Source organism: Pseudomonas juntendi (assembly GCF_009932375.1).
Classification (GTDB): Bacteria; Pseudomonadota; Gammaproteobacteria; order Pseudomonadales; family Pseudomonadaceae; genus Aquipseudomonas; species Aquipseudomonas juntendi.
In genome coordinates this window covers 1-22,021 of the sequence record NZ_BLJG01000094.1, presented here as the reverse complement: position 1 = coordinate 22,021, position 22,021 = coordinate 1, and the positions used below count along the sequence as shown (strand labels likewise).

The 22,021-nt window shown below is 63.9% G+C and carries 17 protein-coding genes; 6 read left to right on the top strand and 11 right to left on the bottom strand.

Going from position 1 to position 22,021, the window contains the following annotated elements:
* Positions 1-85: 85 nt before the first annotated feature.
* Positions 86-397, bottom strand: a complete 312-nt coding sequence (locus tag GYA94_RS13590; protein ID WP_009683429.1) for a YqfO family protein — start codon at positions 395-397, stop codon at positions 86-88.
* Positions 398-400: 3 nt separating this feature from the next.
* Positions 401-4,300, bottom strand: coding sequence for a phosphoribosylformylglycinamidine synthase (gene purL, locus GYA94_RS13585; protein WP_009683428.1), 3,900 nt, complete (start codon positions 4,298-4,300; stop codon positions 401-403).
* Positions 4,301-4,589: 289 nt separating this feature from the next.
* Here purL and mltF point away from each other — a divergent pair, with 289 nt between their 5' ends.
* The gene (mltF, locus tag GYA94_RS13580; protein WP_029885513.1) at positions 4,590-6,047 is read left to right on the top strand and encodes a membrane-bound lytic murein transglycosylase MltF; all 1,458 of its coding nucleotides are present in this window, start codon (positions 4,590-4,592) and stop codon (positions 6,045-6,047) included.
* 106 nt (positions 6,048-6,153) lie between these two features.
* Here mltF and tadA read toward each other — a convergent pair whose 3' ends face one another.
* The 5 genes from tadA to GYA94_RS13555 form a co-directional block, all read right to left on the bottom strand.
* Entirely contained in the window at positions 6,154-6,633 is a 480-nt protein-coding gene (gene tadA / locus GYA94_RS13575) for a tRNA adenosine(34) deaminase TadA (RefSeq protein ID WP_029885514.1), read from the bottom strand.
* Entirely contained in the window at positions 6,633-8,015 is a 1,383-nt protein-coding gene (locus GYA94_RS13570; protein WP_161892487.1) for a multicopper oxidase family protein, read from the bottom strand. Before GYA94_RS13570 ends, tadA begins: the two co-directional genes overlap by 1 nt.
* 103 nt (positions 8,016-8,118) lie before the next feature.
* On the bottom strand, positions 8,119-9,564 hold the full coding sequence (locus tag GYA94_RS13565; RefSeq protein WP_161892486.1) for a M48 family metallopeptidase: 1,446 nt from the start codon (positions 9,562-9,564) through the stop codon (positions 8,119-8,121).
* 12 nt (positions 9,565-9,576) lie between these two features.
* Complete coding sequence (locus GYA94_RS13560; protein WP_161892485.1) at positions 9,577-10,236, bottom strand: hypothetical protein; 660 nt, start codon at positions 10,234-10,236, stop codon at positions 9,577-9,579.
* Positions 10,237-10,255: 19 nt separating this feature from the next.
* On the bottom strand, positions 10,256-10,690 hold the full coding sequence (locus GYA94_RS13555) for a hypothetical protein (protein ID WP_054881723.1): 435 nt from the start codon (positions 10,688-10,690) through the stop codon (positions 10,256-10,258).
* A 173-nt stretch (positions 10,691-10,863) separates the two neighbouring features.
* Between GYA94_RS13555 and GYA94_RS13550 the strand changes: the two genes are divergently transcribed.
* On the top strand, positions 10,864-11,808 hold the full coding sequence (locus GYA94_RS13550; RefSeq protein ID WP_161892484.1) for a helix-turn-helix transcriptional regulator: 945 nt from the start codon (positions 10,864-10,866) through the stop codon (positions 11,806-11,808).
* Between the two features lie 66 nt (positions 11,809-11,874).
* Here GYA94_RS13550 and guaA read toward each other — a convergent pair whose 3' ends face one another.
* The 4 genes from guaA to GYA94_RS13530 form a co-directional block, all read right to left on the bottom strand.
* A complete protein-coding gene (gene guaA, locus GYA94_RS13545) occupies positions 11,875-13,452 on the bottom strand; it encodes a glutamine-hydrolyzing GMP synthase (RefSeq protein ID WP_009683420.1) in 1,578 nt (525 codons plus the stop codon).
* 126 nt (positions 13,453-13,578) lie between these two features.
* On the bottom strand, positions 13,579-15,048 hold the full coding sequence (gene guaB / locus GYA94_RS13540; RefSeq protein ID WP_003255025.1) for an IMP dehydrogenase: 1,470 nt from the start codon (positions 15,046-15,048) through the stop codon (positions 13,579-13,581).
* Between the two features lie 147 nt (positions 15,049-15,195).
* Positions 15,196-15,750 (bottom strand): hypothetical protein, encoded by a 555-nt coding sequence (locus GYA94_RS13535; RefSeq protein ID WP_054912857.1) that lies wholly within the window; start codon positions 15,748-15,750, stop codon positions 15,196-15,198.
* A gap of 47 nt (positions 15,751-15,797) precedes the next feature.
* A complete protein-coding gene (locus GYA94_RS13530) occupies positions 15,798-16,553 on the bottom strand; it encodes a sulfite exporter TauE/SafE family protein (RefSeq protein WP_161892483.1) in 756 nt (251 codons plus the stop codon).
* A 97-nt stretch (positions 16,554-16,650) separates the two neighbouring features.
* On the opposite strand from GYA94_RS13530, the gene GYA94_RS13525 reads away from it, so the two are divergent.
* The 4 genes from GYA94_RS13525 to leuA all read left to right on the top strand — a co-directional run bounded on the left by GYA94_RS13525 (position 16,651) and on the right by leuA (position 21,874).
* Positions 16,651-17,535 (top strand): LysR family transcriptional regulator, encoded by an 885-nt coding sequence (locus GYA94_RS13525; RefSeq protein ID WP_161892482.1) that lies wholly within the window; start codon positions 16,651-16,653, stop codon positions 17,533-17,535.
* A gap of 32 nt (positions 17,536-17,567) precedes the next feature.
* Positions 17,568-18,947 (top strand): exodeoxyribonuclease VII large subunit, encoded by a 1,380-nt coding sequence (gene xseA / locus GYA94_RS13520; protein ID WP_054912868.1) that lies wholly within the window; start codon positions 17,568-17,570, stop codon positions 18,945-18,947.
* A gap of 3 nt (positions 18,948-18,950) precedes the next feature.
* A complete protein-coding gene (locus GYA94_RS13515) occupies positions 18,951-19,778 on the top strand; it encodes a M23 family metallopeptidase (RefSeq protein ID WP_054912860.1) in 828 nt (275 codons plus the stop codon).
* Between the two features lie 422 nt (positions 19,779-20,200).
* The gene (leuA, locus tag GYA94_RS13510) at positions 20,201-21,874 is read left to right on the top strand and encodes a 2-isopropylmalate synthase (protein ID WP_009683414.1); all 1,674 of its coding nucleotides are present in this window, start codon (positions 20,201-20,203) and stop codon (positions 21,872-21,874) included.
* Positions 21,875-22,021 lie beyond the last annotated feature (147 nt).

Sequence of the window (22,021 nt, the reverse complement as noted above, 5' to 3'; positions counted from 1 at the left end):
CTGGCCTGTTCGCGGGCACGCCCGCTCCCACAAAGTTGTGTAACCCTGTGGGAGCGGGCGTGCCCGCGAATAGCCCTGATGCGGTCTAGAACTCGGCGAGCCGCCACACCTCATAGGCTGGCGCCTCGTACGGGTGGCTTTGCTTGAGCGCAGCGACGACCTGGGCTACCAGCTCGTCTGCCACCACCAGTTCCACCTTCCACTCTTCCACCACCTCGACCCGGCCAGTTTGCCCGAGAAACGGCTGGCTGCCGTCCAGCGGGCGAAACTGGCCCTGGCCCAGGGTTTGCCAGGCGCAGTGGTCATAGTCACCGATGCGCCCGCCACCAGCGGCGAACACAGCGGCCTTGACCACGTCGACATGGCTGGCGGGGACGAAGAAGGCGAGCTTGTACACGCCTTAGTTCACCCACACCCGCGCATTGCGGAACATGCGCATCAGGGCGGCATCTTCGTGCCACTCGTCAGGGCGCCAGGAGTTCTGCACGGCGCGGAACACACGCTCCGGGTGCGGCATCATGATGGTCACGCGACCGTCGCGGCTGGTGAGGCCGGTGATACCGCGCGGCGAGCCGTTCGGGTTGGCCGGGTAGGCTTCGGTGACCTTGCCGTGGTTATCGACATAGCGCAGGGCCACGCAACCGGACATGTCGGCGGCCAGCAGCGCTTCTTCGCTGGCGAACTCGGCATGGCCTTCACCGTGGGCGATGGCGATCGGCATGCGCGAACCGGCCATGCCTTGCAGGAAGATCGAGTTGGACTTCTGCACTTCGACCATGGCCACACGTGCCTCGAACTGCTCCGAGCGGTTGCGCACGAAGTGCGGCCAGTGCTCGGTGCCCGGGATCAGCTCGTGCAGGTTGGACATCATCTGGCAACCATTGCACACGCCCAGGGCGAAGCTGTCGGTACGCTCGAAGAAGGCCTGGAAGGCATCACGGGCGCGGCTGTTGAACAGCGCCGACTTGGCCCAGCCCTCACCGGCGCCCAGCACGTCACCGTAGGAGAAACCACCGCAGGCCACCAGGCCCTTGAAGGCCTCGAAGTCGACGCGGCCGGCAAGGATATCGCTCATGTGCACGTCGATGGCGGCGAAGCCGGCGCGGTCGAAGGCTGCAGCCATTTCAACCTGGCCGTTGACGCCCTGCTCACGCAGGATGGCCACTTGCGGGCGCACGCCTTTCTTGATGTACGGTGCGGCGATGTCGTCGTTGACGTCGAAGCCCAGCTTGACCGACAGGCCCGGGTTGTCTTCCTCGAGCAGCAGGTCGAACTCCTGGTCGGCGCAGTCGGCGTTGTCGCGCAGGCGCTGGATCTGGTAGCTGGTCTCGGCCCACTGGCGCTGCAGCATGCGGCGGTCGTCGTCGAACAGCACTTCGCCATTGAGGCTGATGGACACTTCGGCGTTGTTGACCGGCTTGCCGATCACCGCCACGCAACCTTCGCCCAGGCCAGCGGCGCTGAACTGTGCCAGTACGTCGGGGGTGGCGTCCTGGCGAACCTGAATGACCGCCCCCAGCTCTTCGTTGAACAGAATGGCCGCCACATCGGCCTTGCTGTCGGTCAGCGGGTCGAGGTGCAGGTCCAGGCCGCAGTGGCCGGCAAAGGCCATTTCCAGCACGGTGGCGGCCAGGCCGCCGTCGGAACGGTCGTGGTAGGCCAGCAGGTGACCATCTTCGTTCAGGCCTTGGATCACGGCGAAGAAGGCCTTGAGGTCTTCGGCGTCGTCGACATCCGGTGCCTGGGCCGCGATCTTGCCGTAGGTCTGGGCCAGGATCGAGGCGCCCATGCGGTTCTTGCCGCGGCCGAGGTCGACCAGGATCAGGTCGGTTTCACCCTTGTCCATGCGCAGTTGCGGGGTCAAGGTCTTGCGAATATCGGTGACCGGGGCGAAGCCGGTGATGATCAGCGACATCGGCGAGGTCACGCTCTTCTCGACGCCCTCGTCGCTCCACTTGGTTTTCATCGACATGGAGTCTTTGCCGACCGGAATGGTAATGCCCAGCTCTGGGCACAGCTCCATGCCGACCGCCTTGACGGTGTCGTACAAGCGCGCGTCTTCACCTGGGTGGCCCGCAGCGGACATCCAGTTGGCCGACAGCTTGACGTCGGACAGTTTTTCGATGCGCGATGCCGCCAGGTTGGTCAGCGTTTCGCCAATGGCCATGCGGCCGGATGCCGGGGCGTCCAGCAAGGCCAGCGGGGTTCGCTCGCCCATGGCCATGGCTTCACCGGTGTACACATCGAAGCTGGTGGCCGTGACGGCGCAGTCGGCAACCGGAACCTGCCACGGGCCGACCATCTGGTCGCGGGCAACCAGGCCGGTGATGGTGCGGTCGCCGATGGTGATCAGGAAGCTCTTGCTGGCCACTGCCGGGTGGTTCAGCACGCGCTGCACGGCGCTGTCCAGGTCCAGCTCGCTTGGGTCGAAATCATCGCCCAGCTCGGCTTCACGGGTGACCGAACGGTGCATGCGCGGCGGCTTGCCCAGCAGCACGTCGAGGGGCATGTCCACCGGGGTGTTGCCGAAGTGGCTGTCGCTGACGGTCAGGTGCTTTTCTTCGGTGGCTTCACCGACCACGGCAAACGGGCAACGCTCGCGTTCGCAAATGGCCTTGAAGCGCTCGAAGTCGACGGCGCTGACGGCCAACACGTAACGCTCCTGCGACTCGTTGCTCCAGATTTCGTGCGGGGCCATGCCCGGCTCGTCGTTGGGCACGTTGCGCAGCTCGAAGCGGCCACCACGGCCACCGTCGTTGACCAGCTCCGGGAAGGCGTTGGAGATGCCGCCGGCGCCCACGTCGTGGATGAAGGCGATAGGGTTGGCATCGCCCAGTTGCCAGCAACGGTCGATGACCTCCTGGCAACGGCGCTCCATTTCCGGGTTTTCACGCTGTACCGAAGCGAAGTCCAGGTCAGCGGAGCTGGCGCCGGTGGCCACCGACGAAGCAGCGCCGCCGCCCAGGCCGATCAGCATGGCCGGGCCACCGAGTACGATCAGCTTGGCGCCGACCGTGATCTCGCCCTTCTGCACGTGGTCTTCACGGATGTTGCCCATGCCGCCTGCGAGCATGATCGGCTTGTGGTAACCGCGTACTTCTTCACCGTGCGGGGTGTTGATGGCCTGCTCGAAGGTACGGAAGTAGCCGGTCAGCGCCGGGCGACCGAATTCGTTGTTGAAAGCAGCACCGCCCAATGGGCCTTCGATCATGATGTCGAGGGCGTCGACGATGCGCTCTGGCTTGCCGTAGGCCTGCTCCCAGGGCTGCTCGAAGCCCGGAATGCGCAGGTTGGACACGGTGAAACCGGTCAGGCCCGCCTTGGGCTTGGCGCCTCGGCCAGTAGCACCTTCGTCACGGATTTCGCCACCCGAGCCGGTGGACGCACCGGAGAACGGGGCGATGGCGGTCGGGTGGTTGTGGGTTTCCACCTTCATGAGGATGTGCACCGGCTCCTGCACCGCGCCGTACTGGCGGGTTTCAGGGTTCGGGAAGAAGCGCCCGGCAACGTTGCCGACGATCACCGAGGCGTTGTCCTTGTATGCAGACAGCACACCTTCGTTGTGCATCTGGTAGGTGTTCTTGATCATGCCGAACAGGCTTTTTTCCTGCGCCTGGCCGTCGATGTCCCAACTGGCGTTGAAGATCTTGTGGCGGCAGTGCTCGGAGTTGGCCTGGGCGAACATCATCAGTTCGATGTCGTTCGGGTTGCGCTTGAGGCCCTGGAACGCATTGACCAGGTAGTCGATTTCGTCTTCGGCCAGGGCCAGGCCGAGGTCGATGTTGGCCTTGGCCAGCGCGTCGCGGCCGCCGCCGAGGATATCGACCGAGGTCATCGGCTTGGGCTGGGCGTGGCTGAACATGTCAGCGGCCTGCTCCAGCTGGCCGAGCACGCGCTGGGTCATGCGGTCGTGCAGCTCGGCGGCGATCAGGGCGGCGTCAGCGTCGCTCAGGTTGCCGGCAACGTAGTAGGCGATACCACGCTCCAGGCGCTGGATTGCCTGCAGGCCGCAGTTGTGAGCGATGTCGCTGGCCTTGCTGGCCCATGGCGAGATGGTGCCCAGGCGCGGTACGACCAGGAACAGGCGGCCGCTCGGCTCCTGTACCGGCACGCTCGGGCCGTACTTGAGCAGACGGCCCAGCACCTGCTGCTGGTCGGCGGTCAGTTCGCCTTCAACATCGGCGAAGTGGGCAAATTCGGCATACAAACCAGTAACAGCGGGGACTTTCTGGCTCAGTTGCTCGAGTAATTTACCGTGGCGAAAGGCAGAAAGGGCAGGAGCGCCGCGCAGGATCAACATCGTCGGGACAGCCTCAGGAAGGGGTGTGCTTAGAGGCCGTGCATTCTAGCCTAAATCGTTGGCTTTCGGCACCCGCTCTAAGCCATGGCTGCCGGGCGGCGGAACCGGACTTTGGGGTCAAAAAAAAGCGACAAGCCGTAAGCTGCAAGCCACAAGAAAAAAACATGCCCTGCCCGGCTGCTTTTTCTTGTGGCTTGCAGCTTGAAGCTTGCAGCACATAATCCGCTACCAGACAACCTAACAGTTGTCGAGATATGGTTGCGCCGGTCCTTTGCGTATACTGCAAGCTATGTTCGCCCACACTGCTTTGCGCCAGCGTTGCGCCAAATGGCTCCTCGCAACCGGACTCTTTCTGCTGCTCGGTGCCTGCGTTGAAAAACCCAGCACCCTCGAGCGCGTGAAGGAGGACGGCGTGCTGCGCGTGATCACCCGCAACAGCCCGGCCACCTACTTCCAGGACCGCAACGGCGAAACCGGCTTCGAGTACGAACTTGTCCAGCATTTCGCCGATGATCTCGGCGTAAAACTGCAGATCGAAACCGCCGACAACCTCGACGAACTGTACGATTCGCTCGGCAAGCCCGCCGGCCCGGTGCTGGCCGCGGCCGGCCTGGTCAGCAGTGAACGGCGCAAGGCCCAGGTGAAATACTCGCACCCCTACCTGGAAGTCACCCCGCAGGTGGTCTATCGCAACGGCCGCCCACGCCCGACCGACGCCAAGGGCCTGGTCGGCAAGAAAATCATGGTGCTCAAGGGCAGCAGCCATGCCGACCTTCTGGCCGAGCTGAAAAAGCAGAACCCTGGCCTGGAATATGAAGAGTCAGACGCGGTCGAGGTGGTCGACCTGCTGCGCATGGTCGACGAAGGCCAGATCGACCTGACCTTGGTCGACTCCAACGAACTGGCGATGAACCAGGTGTACTTCCCCAACGTGCGGGTTGCCTTCGACGTGGGCGATACCCGTGATCAACGCTGGGCAGTCGCGGCCGGTGAAGACAACAGCCTGCTCAACGAAATCAATGAATTCCTCGACAAGGCGCAGAAAAACGGCACCCTGCAGCGCTTGAAGGACCGCTACTACGGCCATGTCGATGTTCTGGGCTACGTGGGCGCCTACACCTTCGCCCAGCATCTGCAGCAGCGCCTGCCCAAGTACGAGAAGCACTTCAAGAGCTACGCCAAGGTCGAGCAGGTGGACTGGCGCCTGCTGGCCGCCATTGGTTACCAGGAATCGATGTGGCAACCGGAGGTTACCTCCAAGACCGGCGTACGCGGCCTGATGATGCTGACCCAGCGCACTGCCCAGGCGATGGGCGTATCCAACCGCCTGGACCCGCGGCAGAGCATCCAGGGGGGCGCCAAGTACTTCATGAAAATCAAGGAAGAGCTCGACGACAGCATCAAGGAGCCCGACCGCACCTGGTTCGCCCTGGCTGCCTACAACGTCGGCAGCGGCCACCTGGAAGACGCCCGTACCCTGGCCAAGCGCGAAAAGCTCAACCCGAACAAGTGGCTGGACGTGAAGAAGATGCTGCCGCGCCTGTCGCAGAAACAGTGGTACCGGCAGACCAAGTACGGCTATGCCCGCGGTGGCGAGCCTGTGCATTTCGTGGCCAACATCCGCCGCTACTACGACATCCTCACCTGGGTCACCCAACCGCAGCTCGAAGGCCAGGTCGCCGAAGGCAACCTGCATGTGCCTGGTGTGAACAAGGACAAGCCTGCGGACCAGTCACCGCCGATGTGAGCCTGTAGCGGCCTGTTCGCGGGCACGCCCGCTCCCACAGGTCCACCACAAGCCTGAGGGGGTGGACCTGTGGGAGCGGGCGTGCCCGCGAACAGGCCGGCCCAGGCTAGCCCTTGGCCCGGCGGGCCTTGAAGAAGTCGCTGAGGATCTGCCCACACTCCTGCGCCAGCACCCCGCCCTCCACCATCACCCGGTGGTTGAGGAAGCCCTGGCCGAAGAACTGCCCCTGGCTTTGCACGATCCCCGCCTTGGGCTCCAGCGCGCCAAACACCACCCGCATCACCCGTGAATGTACGATCAGGCCTGCACACATGCTGCACGGTTCCAGCGTGACGTACAGGGTGCTGCCTGGCAGGCGGTAGTTGCTGGCCGCCTTGGCCGCCGCCCGAATCGCCACCATCTCGGCATGGGCACTGGGGTCGCTGTCGATGATCGGCCGGTTGAAGCCCTGGCCAATCACCTGGCCATGCTGCACCAGCACGGCCCCCACCGGTACCTCGCCCAGCGCTGCACCCTCGGCTGCCAGGGACAACGCCAGGCGCATGAATTCCTGATCGCGGCTGCGATCGATAATCTGCGGGCGCATCACACCACCGCGATAGCGGCCATCAGGCCGGTTTCCATGTGGTCGATGACGTGGCAGTGGAACATCCAGGTGCCCGGGTTATCCGCCACCAGGGCCACCTGCGCGCGCTCGTTCTTGCCCAGCAGGTAGGTGTCGGTGAACCACGGTTCCTTGGTGTCGTGCCGGTTGGAGGCGATCACCTTGAAACTCATGCCATGCAGGTGGATCGGGTGCTGGTACTGGGTCATGTTCTTCAACTCGAAGATGTAGCTTTTGCCTTTTTGCAGCGTGGCGATGGGGCGGTCGGCGCAGGTCTTGTCGGTGATGTCCCAGGCTTGGCCGTTGATTTGCCAAAGGCTCGGTGGCTTGTCCTGGTCGGAGGTGACCGAAACCTTCGCCGCCCATTCGAAATTGAAGTTGAGCTTTTCGGCATTCTCCAGGTCCGGTTCGGCTATCGGGTTGGCCGGCAGCGCTGGCGGCCAGTCCCCCGGGGCATCGGTACTGGCCACCGAGCGCAGGGTGCCCAGGCGCACGAAGCCATCGCGCAGGGAGATTTCCTCCCCCGCCTGGGGAATGCGAATAGCCAGGCAGATGCGCATGCCAGGGCCGAGCCAGTACTCGTCCTCCAGGGGGCGAGGGGTCACCGGGTTACCATCGAGCGCGTAGATCCGGGCCTCGCAGTTGCCCTTGAGGTTCACCCGGTAAGTCCAGGTGTTGTCCAGGTTCAGCAGTCGCACGCGCACCACCTGCCCGGCCGGCAGTTCGGTGACCGCGTCGGCCTGGCCATTGATGGTGATCAGGCGCCCGGCGGTGCCGTTGCGCGCGGCCTCGCGCGGGATACTGAACGGCAGCCAGCCACCCTCCTCGTCCACGTGCCAGTTCTTCAGGCTGAGAGTGCGCTCATGCCGGAAGCCGGTGGGCTCGCGCTCCTCGACGATCAGCGGGCCGACCAGACCACGGCCCAGCTCTTCGGAACTGCTGACATGAGGGTGGTACCAGTAGCTGCCCGCATCCGGTACGCGGAACTTGTAGTCGAAGTACTCGCCTGGCTTGACCGGCAGTTGCGACACATAAGGCACGCCGTCCATTTCCAGCGGCAGGCGGATACCGTGCCAGTGGATGGTGGTTTCCACCGGCAGGTGGTTGATGAAGCGCACCCGCAGCCAGGTGCCTTGGCGCACACGCAATTCGGTGCCCGGTGCAGAGGGCCCGAACGCCCAGGCCTCGGTCTTGAAGCCCGGCACCAGCTCGACGTCAAGCGGCGCGGCGATCAGCTCGTAGTCGTGGCCGGCGTTGTCGTCCTCGACCTTGCCCAGCCAGTAACGCGCCGCGCCACCGGCGCCCAGGCCAACCACAACCAGGCCGGTCAGGCCCTTGAGCATTTGTCGACGGGTGAAGGACATCGGTGCGGGTACCTCGTGTTCGGTGCGATCAAGCTGCCAGCCTCGGCTGACGATGAAGGGCGAATACGATACACCTGCAAATGGGAAATATTAAGTGAAGTCTCTAGAGACCCTGGCGTTCCGCTTCCACGACGCCGCCACACAACTGATTGAACCACTGCCGGTCATGGTCGCCAGGTTGGCGCATGGCAGCCTGCAGCAGTGCACCGTCCAGCCTGACGCGAAGGTTGTCGAGGCGCGCAGCCAATGGCGGATGGGAGTCGAATGGATGGGGCATGGTCAGGCCCAGCACGTCTTCATCCAGGCGCAACGGCACGCGCTGCAAATGCCGGGGCAGCGCTGCCAGCAGGCCTTGGCCGCCACACTCGTGCAGCAAGGCATCGACCACGCCGCCCAGGGCGATCGCCCGCAACAACGCCTGCATGAACAGCTCCGGCCCGGCCACTTCGGCACCGGCCCGGTCAGCCAGCAATTCCTGCTCGCGCCCCCAGTGATGGACCGCGACCTGAAAATGGTGCAGGAACTGACCGGCTGCCCATACCACCGGGCGAGCGACCCAGGCGGCGCCGCGCTCAGCGTCGACCAGGGTCGAGAACTGGGCGCACATCAAGCTGAAGCGTGCGTTGGTCGCACTGCCCTGCTCCGTGTCGCGGCTGCGAAAATGGCCAAGCTCATGGCCAATGATCGCGGCGGCTTCCCGCTGGCTCAAGGCGCCGAGACACGGTAACGACAGGTACAAGGTTCGGCCATTGAGTACCGACTGACAGGGCTGCAGCACGACTGGAACGCTGGTGACGAAAAAGCTTTGGTCGATGCCGACCACGATATTGTCCGGTACTGGCGCACGCAACTGCGTGGCCAGGCCCTCAACCCATTGCCAGAGCGCCGGAGTTCCATGACGGTGAAGCTGTCGGCCGAGAAAGCTCGCCTTCGACGCCCCGATGCGCGGCCATTGCTGGCGCATTCGCCAGGCGGTACGCAGGCACACGAGCAGTAATGACGCTAGCGGCAGCACCACGATCAGCACGGTAACCCCGCCCTGTGCCGCATGGCTGAAGCCAGCGCTGACTTCATACAGCAGCAGAAGGCCCAGCGAGCCAGCCAGCAGCCCCATGTAGACGCTTAGCCAACGCCCCAGCACCCGCCAGCTGGCGGTCATGCGCTGGTGCAGGTAATGCGCCGAGCGCAAGGCCCGCCAGGCGTCATACCTGAGCCTGAGCCAAGCGCCGATGCCAGCGACCAGCGCGCCCCATGCCAGCCAGCCGCCGACACCGGCCAGCGTTCTACGCACGCTAAGCCAGTGGCGGTCGGTATCGAGCTCATCCAACTGCCGTTGCAGCACTTCACGCGTGTCCAGGCGCCCTGCCAGTTCCTTGCGCGCCGCCCAAGGCAGTGTGCGCAACAAGTCCTCGCTGGGCGTTGCCAGCCACTGCCGGATGATCCCCGCCTGCTCTTGCGCCGTCTCGGCCCGCCATTGCTGCACGCCGCCCCAGCCGACCAGCAGCAACGGCAACAGCAGCATGACCAGGCCCCAAGCCAGGCGCCTCATTGCAGCGCCCCGCTATACATCTACCTGCATCAACTCCAGTTGCCGTTGGGCATGGGCCGCATTGCGGTAGGCCGCCAACAGCTCGAGCACTTCGTCGTTCCCCAGCTTGCGACCCTTCAAGGCCAGGCCGGCAGACATGATGCGAATCTGCGGTCGCGGCTTTTTCAGGGCCATCGCCTGGTTTCCGAAAAACTGCAGCTTGACCACGCGATGCTTAGGCAGCGCAGCTTCGCTGCTCATCTCCAGCGTCTGTACCATGACCAGGCCTTCGTCCTTGACCGCGATGTCCTCGACTTCTGCCATGTCGACAGGGGCGTCCAGGGTATCGACGAACAGCTGTCGGCGAGTCAGGCGCATGAACACCTGCGTGCCCGCGTTGCGGTGCTGCCAGGTCACCGCTGCCGCCATGCACACCACGAACAGCACCAGTGCGACCGCGCCCAGGCGTTGCGGGTTGTACGTGGTGACCAGCAGAATCAGGGCGCCCACCAGCAGTATCGGCCCCCAGACCTTGTAACGCCGGGAGTTGGTGAATTCGCTTTGCTCCGGGACGCGCTCGATTACCTGTTTGAGTTCGGCAACCACCCGCTCGCGCTGGGCGGCACGGGCTTGCTCATAGTCTTCGCCAAGCGCGCCGGAAAGGTCGGCCAGCGGATCGTCGGGGTTAGCCATGATCAGATGTGCTCCCCGTTCACTGCTGCTTGGCCAGGTAATCGGTCAGAAAAGCCTGCGCATCACCTTGGCGCGACAGCCCCTCGGAGTAGCCAACCGGCAACGGTTGCGGCTCACCCGGCAGGTAGAGCTCGCCGCCCCAGCCGCCCTGCACGATCAACACGACAAACTTGTTGCCATCGACCGTCGTCCAGTAGCGGGTGTCCTTGGCGGTTTTCTCGACCTGCATTTTCTGAATGCGCATGTTCCAGTCGTGATCGACGCCTTCGACCTGGACCAGCGCCTCATTGGCGGCCCGCTCGCCAATGCGCAGCGTCCATACCTTGACGCCCTCGGTGCCCATATAGGCCTTGACCTGTTCGGCTACTGCAGGCCGTTGTTCGGCGTGTGCCTGGCCTAGCCAAAGCGTGAGCGATGCCACCAGCAAGGCAGCCCATTTACGATAAGCGAACATTTTTTCCACCATGATGCGAAACGATCGATCATTGAAGACAGCTACGCCGGCACTGCCAACCCCTGTGGCCGGTTCGCACAAAAGATGGGCCGCCGCGCACAATGGCTGTTGCCAAAAATGTGCGCGCGTTACCATTTACGCTCATGCCGCCGCCAACCAAGGACGTAGCGCCCATGCGATCGACCAGCCCCTACCTGGACACCTCCTTTTCCTTCGACAGCCCCGGCTCGCTCGCCGACGCCGGCGTGCTGGACAGCGGCAAGGCGCAGATCATGGGGCGTGCAACCGGGCATTATCGGGCGCAGACCGTGCACGCGGGGCTGCAGTACTTCGATTGCAACCTGCAGTTTCCCGAACCGTTGCAAATCGACAAACTGCTGCCGCAAAGCCTGTGCGTCGTCCACGTGTTCGACGGTGCCTGGCAGCACAAGGTCGACGGCACGCTCAACCATTACGCCCCCGGCCACTTGCACCTGCTGGGCCTGGGCGAAAGCCTGGAAGCGCAGGACCAGTTGCCTGCAGACAGCCATGCGCGCATGGCTGGCGTGCGCATTGCCGGCGACTACCTGCATGAGCTGGCGCGGGACGATGCGCAATTGCTACCCCTGCTGGCCTTGACCGCAGACGGCATGCGCTTCGATCAACTCCCCCAATGCCCCGCCGTCAGCCGCTTGCTGCAGCAGCTGTACCTGTCACCCTATACCGGTGGGCTACGGCGCCTGCATTGCGAAAGCCTGAGCGTGGCCGTGGTGCTGGAGCTGGCGCGCCACTTGATAGGCCCTGCACAGGGCAAGAAAAACCCGGACCGCGGGCTGCGCGACCTGGCCATCGAAGCGCGGCGCCTGCTCGACACCCAACTGGCCACCCCACCCACCGCCGCCAGCCTTGCACGCCAACTGGGCGTGGGCGAGACCACCTTGCGCCGGGCGTTCCGCGACGAATTCGGCCGGCCTATGCTGCAGTACGTGCGCCAGCAACGCCTGGAGCAGGCCCGCACCCTGCTGCTCGAACGGCGCTGGCAGGTGTCGCAGGTGGCCTACCATGTGGGTTATGCCAACCCTGCCAATTTCTGCCATGCCTACAAGGCCTATTTCGGCCACCCGCCTGGCAGCGAATAGCAGTTTTCCCCAGGCAAAAGAAAAGGGCCTGCAATGCGGCCCTTTTCGTTCAACGCCAGATAGGGATCATTCCCACTCAATGGTCGCCGGCGGCTTGCTCGACACGTCATAGGTCACGCGCGAGATGCCGTCGATTTCATTGATGATACGGCCGCTGACGGTTTCCAGCAGCTCGTACGGCAGGTGTGCCCAACGCGCAGTCATGAAGTCCACGGTCTCCACGGCACGCAGGGCCACGACCCAGGCGTAGCGACGGCCGTCGCCGACGACGCCGACCGACTTGACCGGCTGGAACACCACAAAGGCCTGGCTGGTCTTGTGGTACCAGTCGGCTTTGCGCAGCTCTTCGATGAAGATGTGGTCGGCACGACGCAGGATGTCGGCGTATTCCTTTTTCACTTCACCGAGGATACGCACACCCAGGCCCGGGCCCGGGAACGGGTGGCGGTAGACCATGTCGTACGGCAGGCCCAGCTCCAGGCCGATCTTGCGCACTTCGTCCTTGAACAGTTCACGCAGCGGCTCGACCAGCTTGAGGTTCATTTCCTCCGGCAGGCCACCGACGTTGTGGTGCGACTTGATCACGTGGGCCTTGCCGCTCTTGGCGCCAGCCGACTCGATCACGTCCGGGTAGATGGTGCCCTGGGCAAGGAACTGGATGTTTTCCAGCTTGCTGGCCTCGGCATCGAACACGTCGATGAAGGTGCGGCCGATGATCTTGCGCTTCTTCTCCGGGTCGGCTTCGCCTTCCAGGTTGTCGAGGAACTGCTTTTCAGCGTCGGCGCGAATGACCTTGACGCCCATGTTCTCCTTGAACATGGCCATCACCTGGTCACCTTCGTGCAGGCGCAGCAGGCCGTTGTCGACAAATACGCAGGTCAGCTGGTCGCCGATGGCGCGGTGCAGCAGCGCGGCAACCACCGAGCTGTCGACGCCGCCAGACAGGCCCAGCAGGACGTTGGCCGAACCCACTTGTGCACGCACCTGGGCGATGGCGTCTTCAACGATGTTGGATGGGGTCCACAGGGCCTCGCAGCCACAGATGTCCTGCACGAAGCGGGACAGGATGCGACCGCCCTGCTTGGTGTGGGTCACTTCCGGGTGGAACTGCACGCCGTAATAGCCGCGGGTGTCGTCGAACATGCCGGCGATCGGGCAGCTTGGGGTGCTGGCCAATACATGGAAATTGCCCGGCATCTGGGTGACCTTGTCGCCGTGGCTCATCCAAACGTCCAGGCCCAGTACGCCGTCAGCGTCGATGTGATCTTCGATGCCGTCGAGCAGGCGGCTCTTGCCGACCACGTCCACGCGGGCATAACCGAACTCACGCAGGTCGGAACCTTCGACCTTGCCGCCCATCTGTTCGGCCATGGTCTGCATGCCGTAGCAGATGCCCAGCACCGGCACGTTCAGGTCGAACACTGCCTGCGGCGCGCGCGGGCTGTTGGCTTCGTGGACCGACTCGGGGCCGCCGGCGAGGATGATGCCGCGCGGGTTGAATTCGCGGATCGCTTCATCGTCCATGTCGAACGGGTGCAGCTCGCAGTACACGCCGATCTCGCGCACGCGGCGGGCAATCAGCTGGGTGTACTGGGAACCGAAATCGAGGATCAGGATGCGGTGAGCGTGAATGTCGAGGGCCATGACTCAATCTCTGATGCAGTTGCAAGCGTCAAGCCGCAAGCTGCAAGTTGATCGGGGAGAACGCGGTAGTCGCTGCAGCGCAACTACCGCTTGTAGCTTGAAGCTTGTCGCTTACCACTGGTGGCGTTAGCCGACGCGGTAGTTAGGGGCTTCTTTGGTGATCTGCACGTCATGCACGTGGGACTCGGCCATGCCGGCGCCGGTGATGCGTACGAACTCCGGCTTGGTGCGCATCTCTTCGATGGTTGCGCTGCCGGTGTAGCCCATGGACGAACGCAGGCCGCCCATCAGTTGGTGGATGATCGCCGCCAGCGCACCTTTGTACGGCACACGGCCTTCGATGCCTTCCGGTACCAGCTTCTCGGCACCGGCCGAGGAGTCCTGGAAGTAACGGTCGGACGAGCCTTGCGCCTGTGCCATGGCACCCAGCGAGCCCATGCCGCGGTAGGCTTTGTAGGAACGGCCCTGGAACAGCTCGACTTCACCTGGCGCCTCTTCGGTACCGGCGAACATCGAACCCATCATCACGCAGGAAGCACCGGCTACGATGGCCTTGGACAGGTCACCGGAGAAGCGGATGCCGCCGTCGGCGATCAGTGGCACACCGGTGCCTTCCAGTGCAGCGGCAACGTTGGCGATGGCGCTGATTTGCGGCACGCCGACGCCTGCAACGATACGGGTGGTGCAGATAGAGCCCGGGCCGATACCGACCTTGACCGCGTCAGCGCCGGCTTCGGCCAGGGCCTTGGCCGCAGCGCCGGTGGCGATGTTGCCGCCGATCACCTGCACCTGCGGGTAGGTTTCCTTCACCCAGCGCACGCGGTCGATCACACCTTTGGAGTGACCGTGGGCAGTGTCGACCACCACCACGTCAACCCCGGCAGCAACCAGGGCGGCTACGCGCTCGCCGGTGTCCTTGCCAGTGCCGACGGCAGCGCCGACGCGCAGGCGACCTTGGTCGTCCTTGCTGGCCAGCGGGTAGGCCTTGGCCTTTTCGATGTCCTTGACGGTCATCATGCCCTTGAGGTTGAACTTGTCGTCAACGATCAGGACTTTTTCCAGGCGGTGCTTGTGCAGCAGCTCGCGCACTTCGTTCTTGTCGGCGCCTTCGCGCACCGTGACCAGGCGCTCTTTTGGCGTCATCACGTCGCGGACCTTGGCGTCCAGGCGGTTTTCGAAGCGTACGTCACGGGAAGTGACGATGCCGACCAGGTCACCGTTGGCCAGCACTGGCACGCCGGAGATGTTGTTCAGGCGGGTCAGCTCGAACAGGTCGCGCACGGTAGCGTCGGCGTCGATGGTGATCGGGTCCTTGACCACGCCAGCCTCGAACTTCTTGACCTTGCGAACTTCGCCGGCCTGCTGCTCGATGGTCATGTTCTTGTGGATGATGCCGATGCCGCCTTCCTGAGCCATGGCAATGGCCAGGCGCGCTTCGGTCACGGTATCCATGGCGGCGGAAACCAGCGGAATGTTCAGCTCGATGCCACGAGTCAAACGGGTCTTGAGACTGACTTCATTGGGCAGTACCTCGGAATAGCCAGGTACAAGGAGAATATCGTCGAAGGTCAGGGCTTCTTGGCTGATACGCAGCATCGCGGGGGCTCCCGGGCGGGAAAAATGGAAGCGCGCCATTATACTCATGCACGGCGCGCCGCTCAATGTAAATCAAGCTTCAAGTTACAAGCGGCAAGCTACGAGAGTCGTCAGGCATACAGGCCGCTTTTTCTTGAAGCTTGCGACTCAAGGCTTGCAGCTGACTTGCACCACCGTCACCGGCTGGTCGAGCCAGTCGGCGAAGCTGTCGAGAAAGGCCTGGGTAAACCCGGCCTCGCCCCAGTTGTTGAAGATGAACCCCAGGTTGGAAAAGGCACATGGCTGCAGGTAAATGAAGCCATTGATGTCATCTTCGAAGCCGCACAGCGGGCAGGTGAAGTTGTCACTGACCGCCGGCATCCATTCTTCCAGGCTTTCGAACAGCGGCTCGCCCACCTCGCGCCGGCACTGCGGGCAGCCGGCTTCTTCAAGAAACCCTTCGGTGGGGGTATAGATGCAACGCTTGAGCATCACTTCCAGGCCGTTGGCCTGCTCGCCAAAAGGCAACAACTCAGGCCGCAGGGCCACCTTGCGGGCGCCTGCCGCCAGGGCGTGGCCCATGCGGTTGCCGGTACGGCCACAGGTGCTCAGCTGCTCCTCGACCACTTTCTCGCGTACCAGCCAACGCACGATGGCACGGGCGCGGGCTTCGTGCACCGGCACGGTAGACAGCTTGGGAACGATAATGCTCTGGGTGTTCATGAACGGTACAAGCCTGCAAAACTGCGGTAAGGGCGCAATTCTACCGCTCAGGCGCCGAGGTAGCGACCGATCAGCGCCAAGCCGCTGGCCAGCACCAGCCAGGTGACCAGGCGCACAAAGGCTTCGCGCGACAGCCTGTGGGTCAGCCCACGGCCGACCCACAAGCCGATGAACATGACCGGCAGCAGGCATGCAGCCAGCAAGAGCAGGCTCTGGTCGGCGTAAACACCGGCGACCAGGAACAATGCCAGGCGCACCACCGTGCTGCAGCTGATCAGCGCGCTCTGGGTGGCGCGCACCTGTTCCTTTCGTTCCAACCGTGCACTCAGGTACAGCGCATAGAGAAAACCGCCGCTGCCGAACAGCGCCCCGAACAGCCCGCCTGCCGTACCCATTGGCACTGCCCAGAAACCCGACAGGTTCGCCGGCCGTACTCTGACCGCCAGGCTATACAGCGCGTAGGCCGTAACGAACAGGCCCATCAACAGCAACAGCACGTCAGACTGCAAACGCAGCAGGAACACCACGCCCAACGTGCAGCCCAGGGCCATGAACGGCAACAGCCGCAGCAACTCGCCGCGCACCACATCACGGCGCGCAGGCAGCAGGTTGCCGAAGGCGGCGACAAAATCGAGCAACACCAGCAGCGGGATGATCCGTGACAACGGCATGAAATGGATCAGCACCGGGCCCGCCACCAGGGCCGTGCCGAAACCGGCAATGCCAAAGACGACGTAGGCCACGCCGACGCCGAGCAGGATGGGCAGCCAGTCAAGGCCGGTGAGCGACAGTTCAGTGAGCATGGCAGCAGTTCCAGGGAGCATAGGCAAAGGTTAGCCAGCTGAGAGCCATGCCGACTAATATGGCTTTATCGCCAAAGCCATCTCGAAAAGGCATGACATGACGTCCATCCGCCAGTTGCGTTATTTCGTGGAAATCGCCGAGTGCGGCAGCTTCAGCGGTGCCGCTGAACGCCTGTTCATCGCGCAGTCGGCACTCAGCCGGCAGATCAAGGAGCTGGAGCAGCAACTGGGCACGCCATTGTTCGAGCGCACCGCCCGCCTACCGCGCCTGACCCCGGCCGGCCAGGCGTTGCTGGAGCGGGCACGGCGCCTGCTGGCCGACCTGGCGCAGGCAGAGCGGGTGACCCGCGATGTTGGCCAAGGGTTGCAAGGCAGCTTGCGCCTGAACCACTCCAGCACCGTCCCGTTGACCGGCCCGCTGCTGGCGCGTTTGAGCGGTTACCTGCACGCTAACCCGGGGGTTGCACTGGACATCGCCCAACAGTCGTCGGAGGCCCAACTGGAAGACATCGCGGCGGGGCGGCTGGATATCGGCCTGTTGCGCTTGCCGGTGCTTCGCCAGCATGAAGGCGTGGTGCTGCATGAACTGTTCAGCGAGCCCGTGCTGCTTGCGGTGGCGGCCGGGCATCCGTTGGCCGGTGTGGCGCAGGTGGCGCTGCAGCAGTTGCGCGACGAGCGCTTCATTTCCATTCCGCACCGTGAGCGCGGCGGGCTGAGCTACCTGGCAGCCTCGTTGTGCATGGATGCGGGCTTTTTCCCGCAGGCGGCGCAGGTGCTGTCGCGCAAAACGACCCAGTTGCAGCTGATCCAGGCAGGTTTTGGCGTGGCGTTGCTGCCGCAATGCATGCGCGACATTGCGCCGGCCTCGGTCAGTTTCGTCACCCTGGAGGGGGGCCGGGAAAGCACCGTGGCCCTGGCGTGCCGGCGCGATGCAGAGCAGTTGGTGCGCCAGTTCGTGGCCGCGATGAAAGATCACGGCTAGCCCGCAACGCCCGGTAGGGTATGATGCCGGCCATGATCAGAGACCCTTTCGAACGACTCGGCCTGGACCGCGAGGTCCTGACGGTCAGCCAACTCAACGGCCGCGCCCGCGTGCTGCTCGAGGACGTATTCCGCAGCGTGTGGGTGGAAGGCGAGATTTCCAACCTCGCCCGCCCGGCGTCTGGCCACATGTACTTCACACTCAAGGACAGCGGTGCCCAGGTACGCTGCGCCCTGTTCCGGCAGAGCGCCACGCGGGTGCGCCAAGCGCTGCGCGATGGCCTGGCGGTGCGGGTGCGGGGCAAGGTTTCGCTGTTCGAGGGCCGGGGTGATTATCAGCTGATTCTCGACACCGTCGAGCCGGCGGGGGATGGCGCGCTGCGCCTGGCATTCGAGGCCTTGAAGGAAAAGCTCGGTGCCGAAGGGCTGTTCAGCGCCGAACGCAAGAAGCCCTTGCCTGCCCACCCGCAACGCATTGGTATCATCACCTCCCCCACCGGCGCGGTGATCCGCGACATCATCAGTGTGTTCGGCCGCCGCGCCCCGCAGGTGGAACTGAACCTGATTCCCACGGCGGTACAGGGCCGCGAGGCCATCGCACAGATCGTGCGTGCCATCCGCCTGGCCGACGGCCTTGGCTTCGATGCGCTGATCCTGGCCCGTGGTGGCGGCTCGCTGGAAGACCTGTGGTGCTTCAACGAAGAAGCCGTGGCCCGCGCCGTGGCTGCCTGCGTCACACCGATAGTCAGCGCCGTGGGTCACGAGACCGATGTGTCCATCAGCGACTTCGTGGCAGACGTGCGCGCCCCCACTCCGTCTGCCGCCGCAGAGTTGCTGGCGCCCGACAGCAGTGGCATTCGCCAACGCCTGGACGGGCTGCAGCGGCGCTTGTTGCTGCGCATGCAGAACCGCCTGAGCCATGACCGCCTGCGCCTGGACTCGCTGACCAGGCGCCTGCGCCACCCAGGCGAGCGCTTGCGCCAGCAGGCCCAGCGCCTGGACGACCTGGACATGCGCCTGCGCCGGGCGTTCCTGCTCAGCCTCAACCAGCGCCGTGAGCGTTTGGCGCGGGCAGAAACCCGCCTGGCTGCGCAACACCCGGGGCGCAACCTGAAACTGCTGGCCCAGCGCCTGGACAGCCTGGCCGAGCGCCTGCCACGGGCCATGCGCGAACTGCTCAAGGACCGCCGCCAGCGCTTCCAGGCCCAGTTGCAGACGCTGCAGGTGGTCAGCCCGTTGGCCACACTGGCGCGCGGCTACAGCATCCTGCTCGACGACCAGGGCCAGGCGATTCGCAGCGCCGAACAGACCCGCAACGGCCAACGCCTTACGGCACGCCTGGACCAGGGCGAGCTGCTGGTGCGCGTGGAAGACAATCACCTGACTCCGGTCACCCTTTCGCTACTGGACTGACACATGCCCCGCCTGCTTGCCTCCCTGTTCGCCCTTTCCCTGTTACTGCTGGCCGGCGGCGCCCAGGCCAGTTACATCACGCGTGCGCTGAACAAGCCGGTGCCCGGCGGCGTGGCGGTGGTCAACCTCGGCCCTGCCGCCAGCGCCCCCGAAGCGCGCTTCGACGGCAAGCCGGTGCTGGTGGTCAAGGAGCAGGACAACTGGTTGGCCATTGTCGGAATCCCGCTGACCCAGAAGCCGGGTACTGCCGTGCTCAGCCAAGGCGGGCGCAACCTGCCGTTCAGCGTGGGTAGCAAAAAGTACCCCGAACAGCGCATTACCTTGAAGAACACCCGCCAGGTCAACCCGAACCCCGCCGACCTCAAGCGCATCGACCGCGAGCTGGCTGAGCAGATCAAGGCCTACCGCAGCTTCAGCCCTGCCCTGCCCAGCAACCTGATCCTCGACAAGCCGGTCAACGGCCCGTTGTCGAGCAAGTTCGGCGTGCGTCGCTTTTTCAATGGCGAGGAACGCAACCCGCATGCCGGGCTGGACTTCGCGGTGCCGGCAGGTACGCCCATCAAGACCCCGGCCAATGGCAAGGTGATTCTGGTGGGAGATTACTTCTTCAATGGCCGTACGGTATTCGTGGACCACGGCCAGGGCTTCATCAGCATGTTCTGCCACATGTCGAAGATCGATGTGCAGGTGGGCCAGCAACTGCGCCGGGGCGAGGTAGTCGGGCGCGTGGGCTCAACCGGGCGGGCTACCGGGCCGCACATGCACTGGAACGTGAGCCTGAACGACGCGCGGGTGGATCCGGCGATTTTCATCGGGGCGTTTCAGCCCTGAGACCGCAGTGCCAGCCTCGTCGACAAACCCCGCCTCCACAGCGCTCCAGCCCTGTGACAGTGCTGTGGAAGCTGGCTTGCCGGCGATGAGGCGAGAATAGGTCAACGGGGTTCCACTGTGTTGCGCCAGCTAAAACTACCGCGCAACAATGAACAACCCCACGGGTGAATCCAGCCATAAAATCTCGCTCATAGGCTTTTTTTAAGCATTCCTCTCAATTTTTTCCGAACGCTTGCCATCCCCCACCCCACTGGTTAAGTTTGAAGGCATGAAAACCTTCAGCACCCTCATCCTGCTCCGACAACATCGCAGCCTCAGCCTGGTCAGCGCACGACTACCAGGCTGAATCGCGTCGCCTCGCCTCTTCATCTTGTTATCGCTCGGCAGGCCCGATTTCGGCCGCACACAAAAGGATTGCTTCCATGTCCATGCTCAAAGACCCTTCGAAAAAATACCGCGCCTTCCCGACTATCGACCTGCCTGACCGCACCTGGCCGTCGAAGACCATCACCGCAGCGCCCATCTGGTGCAGCTCCGACTTGCGTGATGGCAACCAGTCGCTGATCGAGCCGATGGATTCGGAGAAGAAACTGCGCTTCTGGAAGACCCTGGTCCAGGTGGGCGTGAAGGAAATCGAAGCGGCGTTCCCGTCTGCCTCGCAGACCGATTTCGACTTCGTGCGCACCCTGATCGAAGACGGCCACATCCCGGACGACACCACGATCCAGGTGCTCACCCAAGCCCGTGAAGACCTGATCGCGCGTACCTTCGAGTCGCTGCGTGGCGCGAAAAAGGCCATCGTCCACCTGTATAACGCCACCTCCCCGGCGTTCCGCCGCATTGTCTTCAACCAGGACAAGCAAGGCGTGAAAGACATCGCGGTGAACGCCGCCAAGCTGTTCGTCAAGTATGCCGCCCAGCAGCCCGAAACCCACTGGACCTTCCAGTACTCGCCAGAAACCTTCAGCGCGACCGAAATGGAATTCGCCAAGGAAGTGTGCGACGCGGTCATCGAGGTGTGGAACCCGACGCCAGAGCACAAGGTCATCCTCAACCTGCCGGCCACCGTGGAAGTCTCCACGCCGAACATCTACGCCGACCAGATCGAATGGTTCTGCCGCAATGTCAGCCGCCGCGACAGCGTGATCATCAGCCTGCACTGCCACAACGACCGTGGCACCGGTATTGCCGCCACCGAACTGGGCCTGATGGCCGGCGCCGATCGCGCCGAAGGCTGCCTGTTCGGCAACGGCGAGCGGACCGGCAACGTCGACCTGGTGACCTTGGCACTGAACCTGTACACCCAGGGTATCGACCCGCTGCTGGACTTCTCCGACATCGACGGCGTGCGCAAGGTGGTCGAAGAGTGCAACCAGCTGCCCGTGCACCCACGCCACCCTTATGTCGGCGACCTGGTGCACACTGCGTTCTCCGGCTCGCACCAGGACGCCATCCGCAAGGGCTTCGCCAAGCAGCAGGAAGGCGAGCTGTGGGAAGTGCCGTACCTGCCGATCGACCCGGCCGATATCGGCCGCAGCTACGAGGCGGTCATCCGCGTCAACAGCCAGTCGGGCAAAGGCGGCATCACCTACCTGCTCGAGCAGGAGTACGGTATCAGCCTGCCGCGCCGCATGCAGATCGAGTTCAGCCAGGTTGTGCAGGGTGAAACCGACCGTTTGGGCCTGGAAATGACCGCTCAGCAAATCTACAGCCTGCTGCACAAGGAATACCTGCAGGCCAACGCGCCATACGCCCTGGTCAGCCACCGCCTGCAGGAAGAAAACGGCCATAGCGCCGTGGAAGTGGAAGTCGCCGGCGAAGGTGAAACCACCCTGCACTGGCGCGGCAAGGGCAATGGCGCCCTGGAAGCCCTGGTTGCCGGCCTGCCGGTTGCCGTGGAAATCATGGACTACAACGAGCACGCGATTGGTGCTGGCACCAACGCCAAGGCGGCGGCCTACATCGAGTTGCGCGTGGCCGGCGGCCGCCCGGTGCACGGTGTGGGTATCGACGAAAACATCACCACCGCCAGCTTCAAGGCACTGTTCAGCGCCCTGAACCGCTCGCTGAGCCAGCAGGAAGCCAAAGCGGCTTGACCCCTGCCTGCTGAATGAGAAAGCCCGCATCGTTTGATGCGGGCTTTTTTGTTGTGCGCCAGGCATGGCGCGTTGCGCGTTAGCGCAACCCGTTTGGTTGTGGTAGCCGAGCGGGTGACTTGGAGGTGAAAGTCCTCTACACACCCG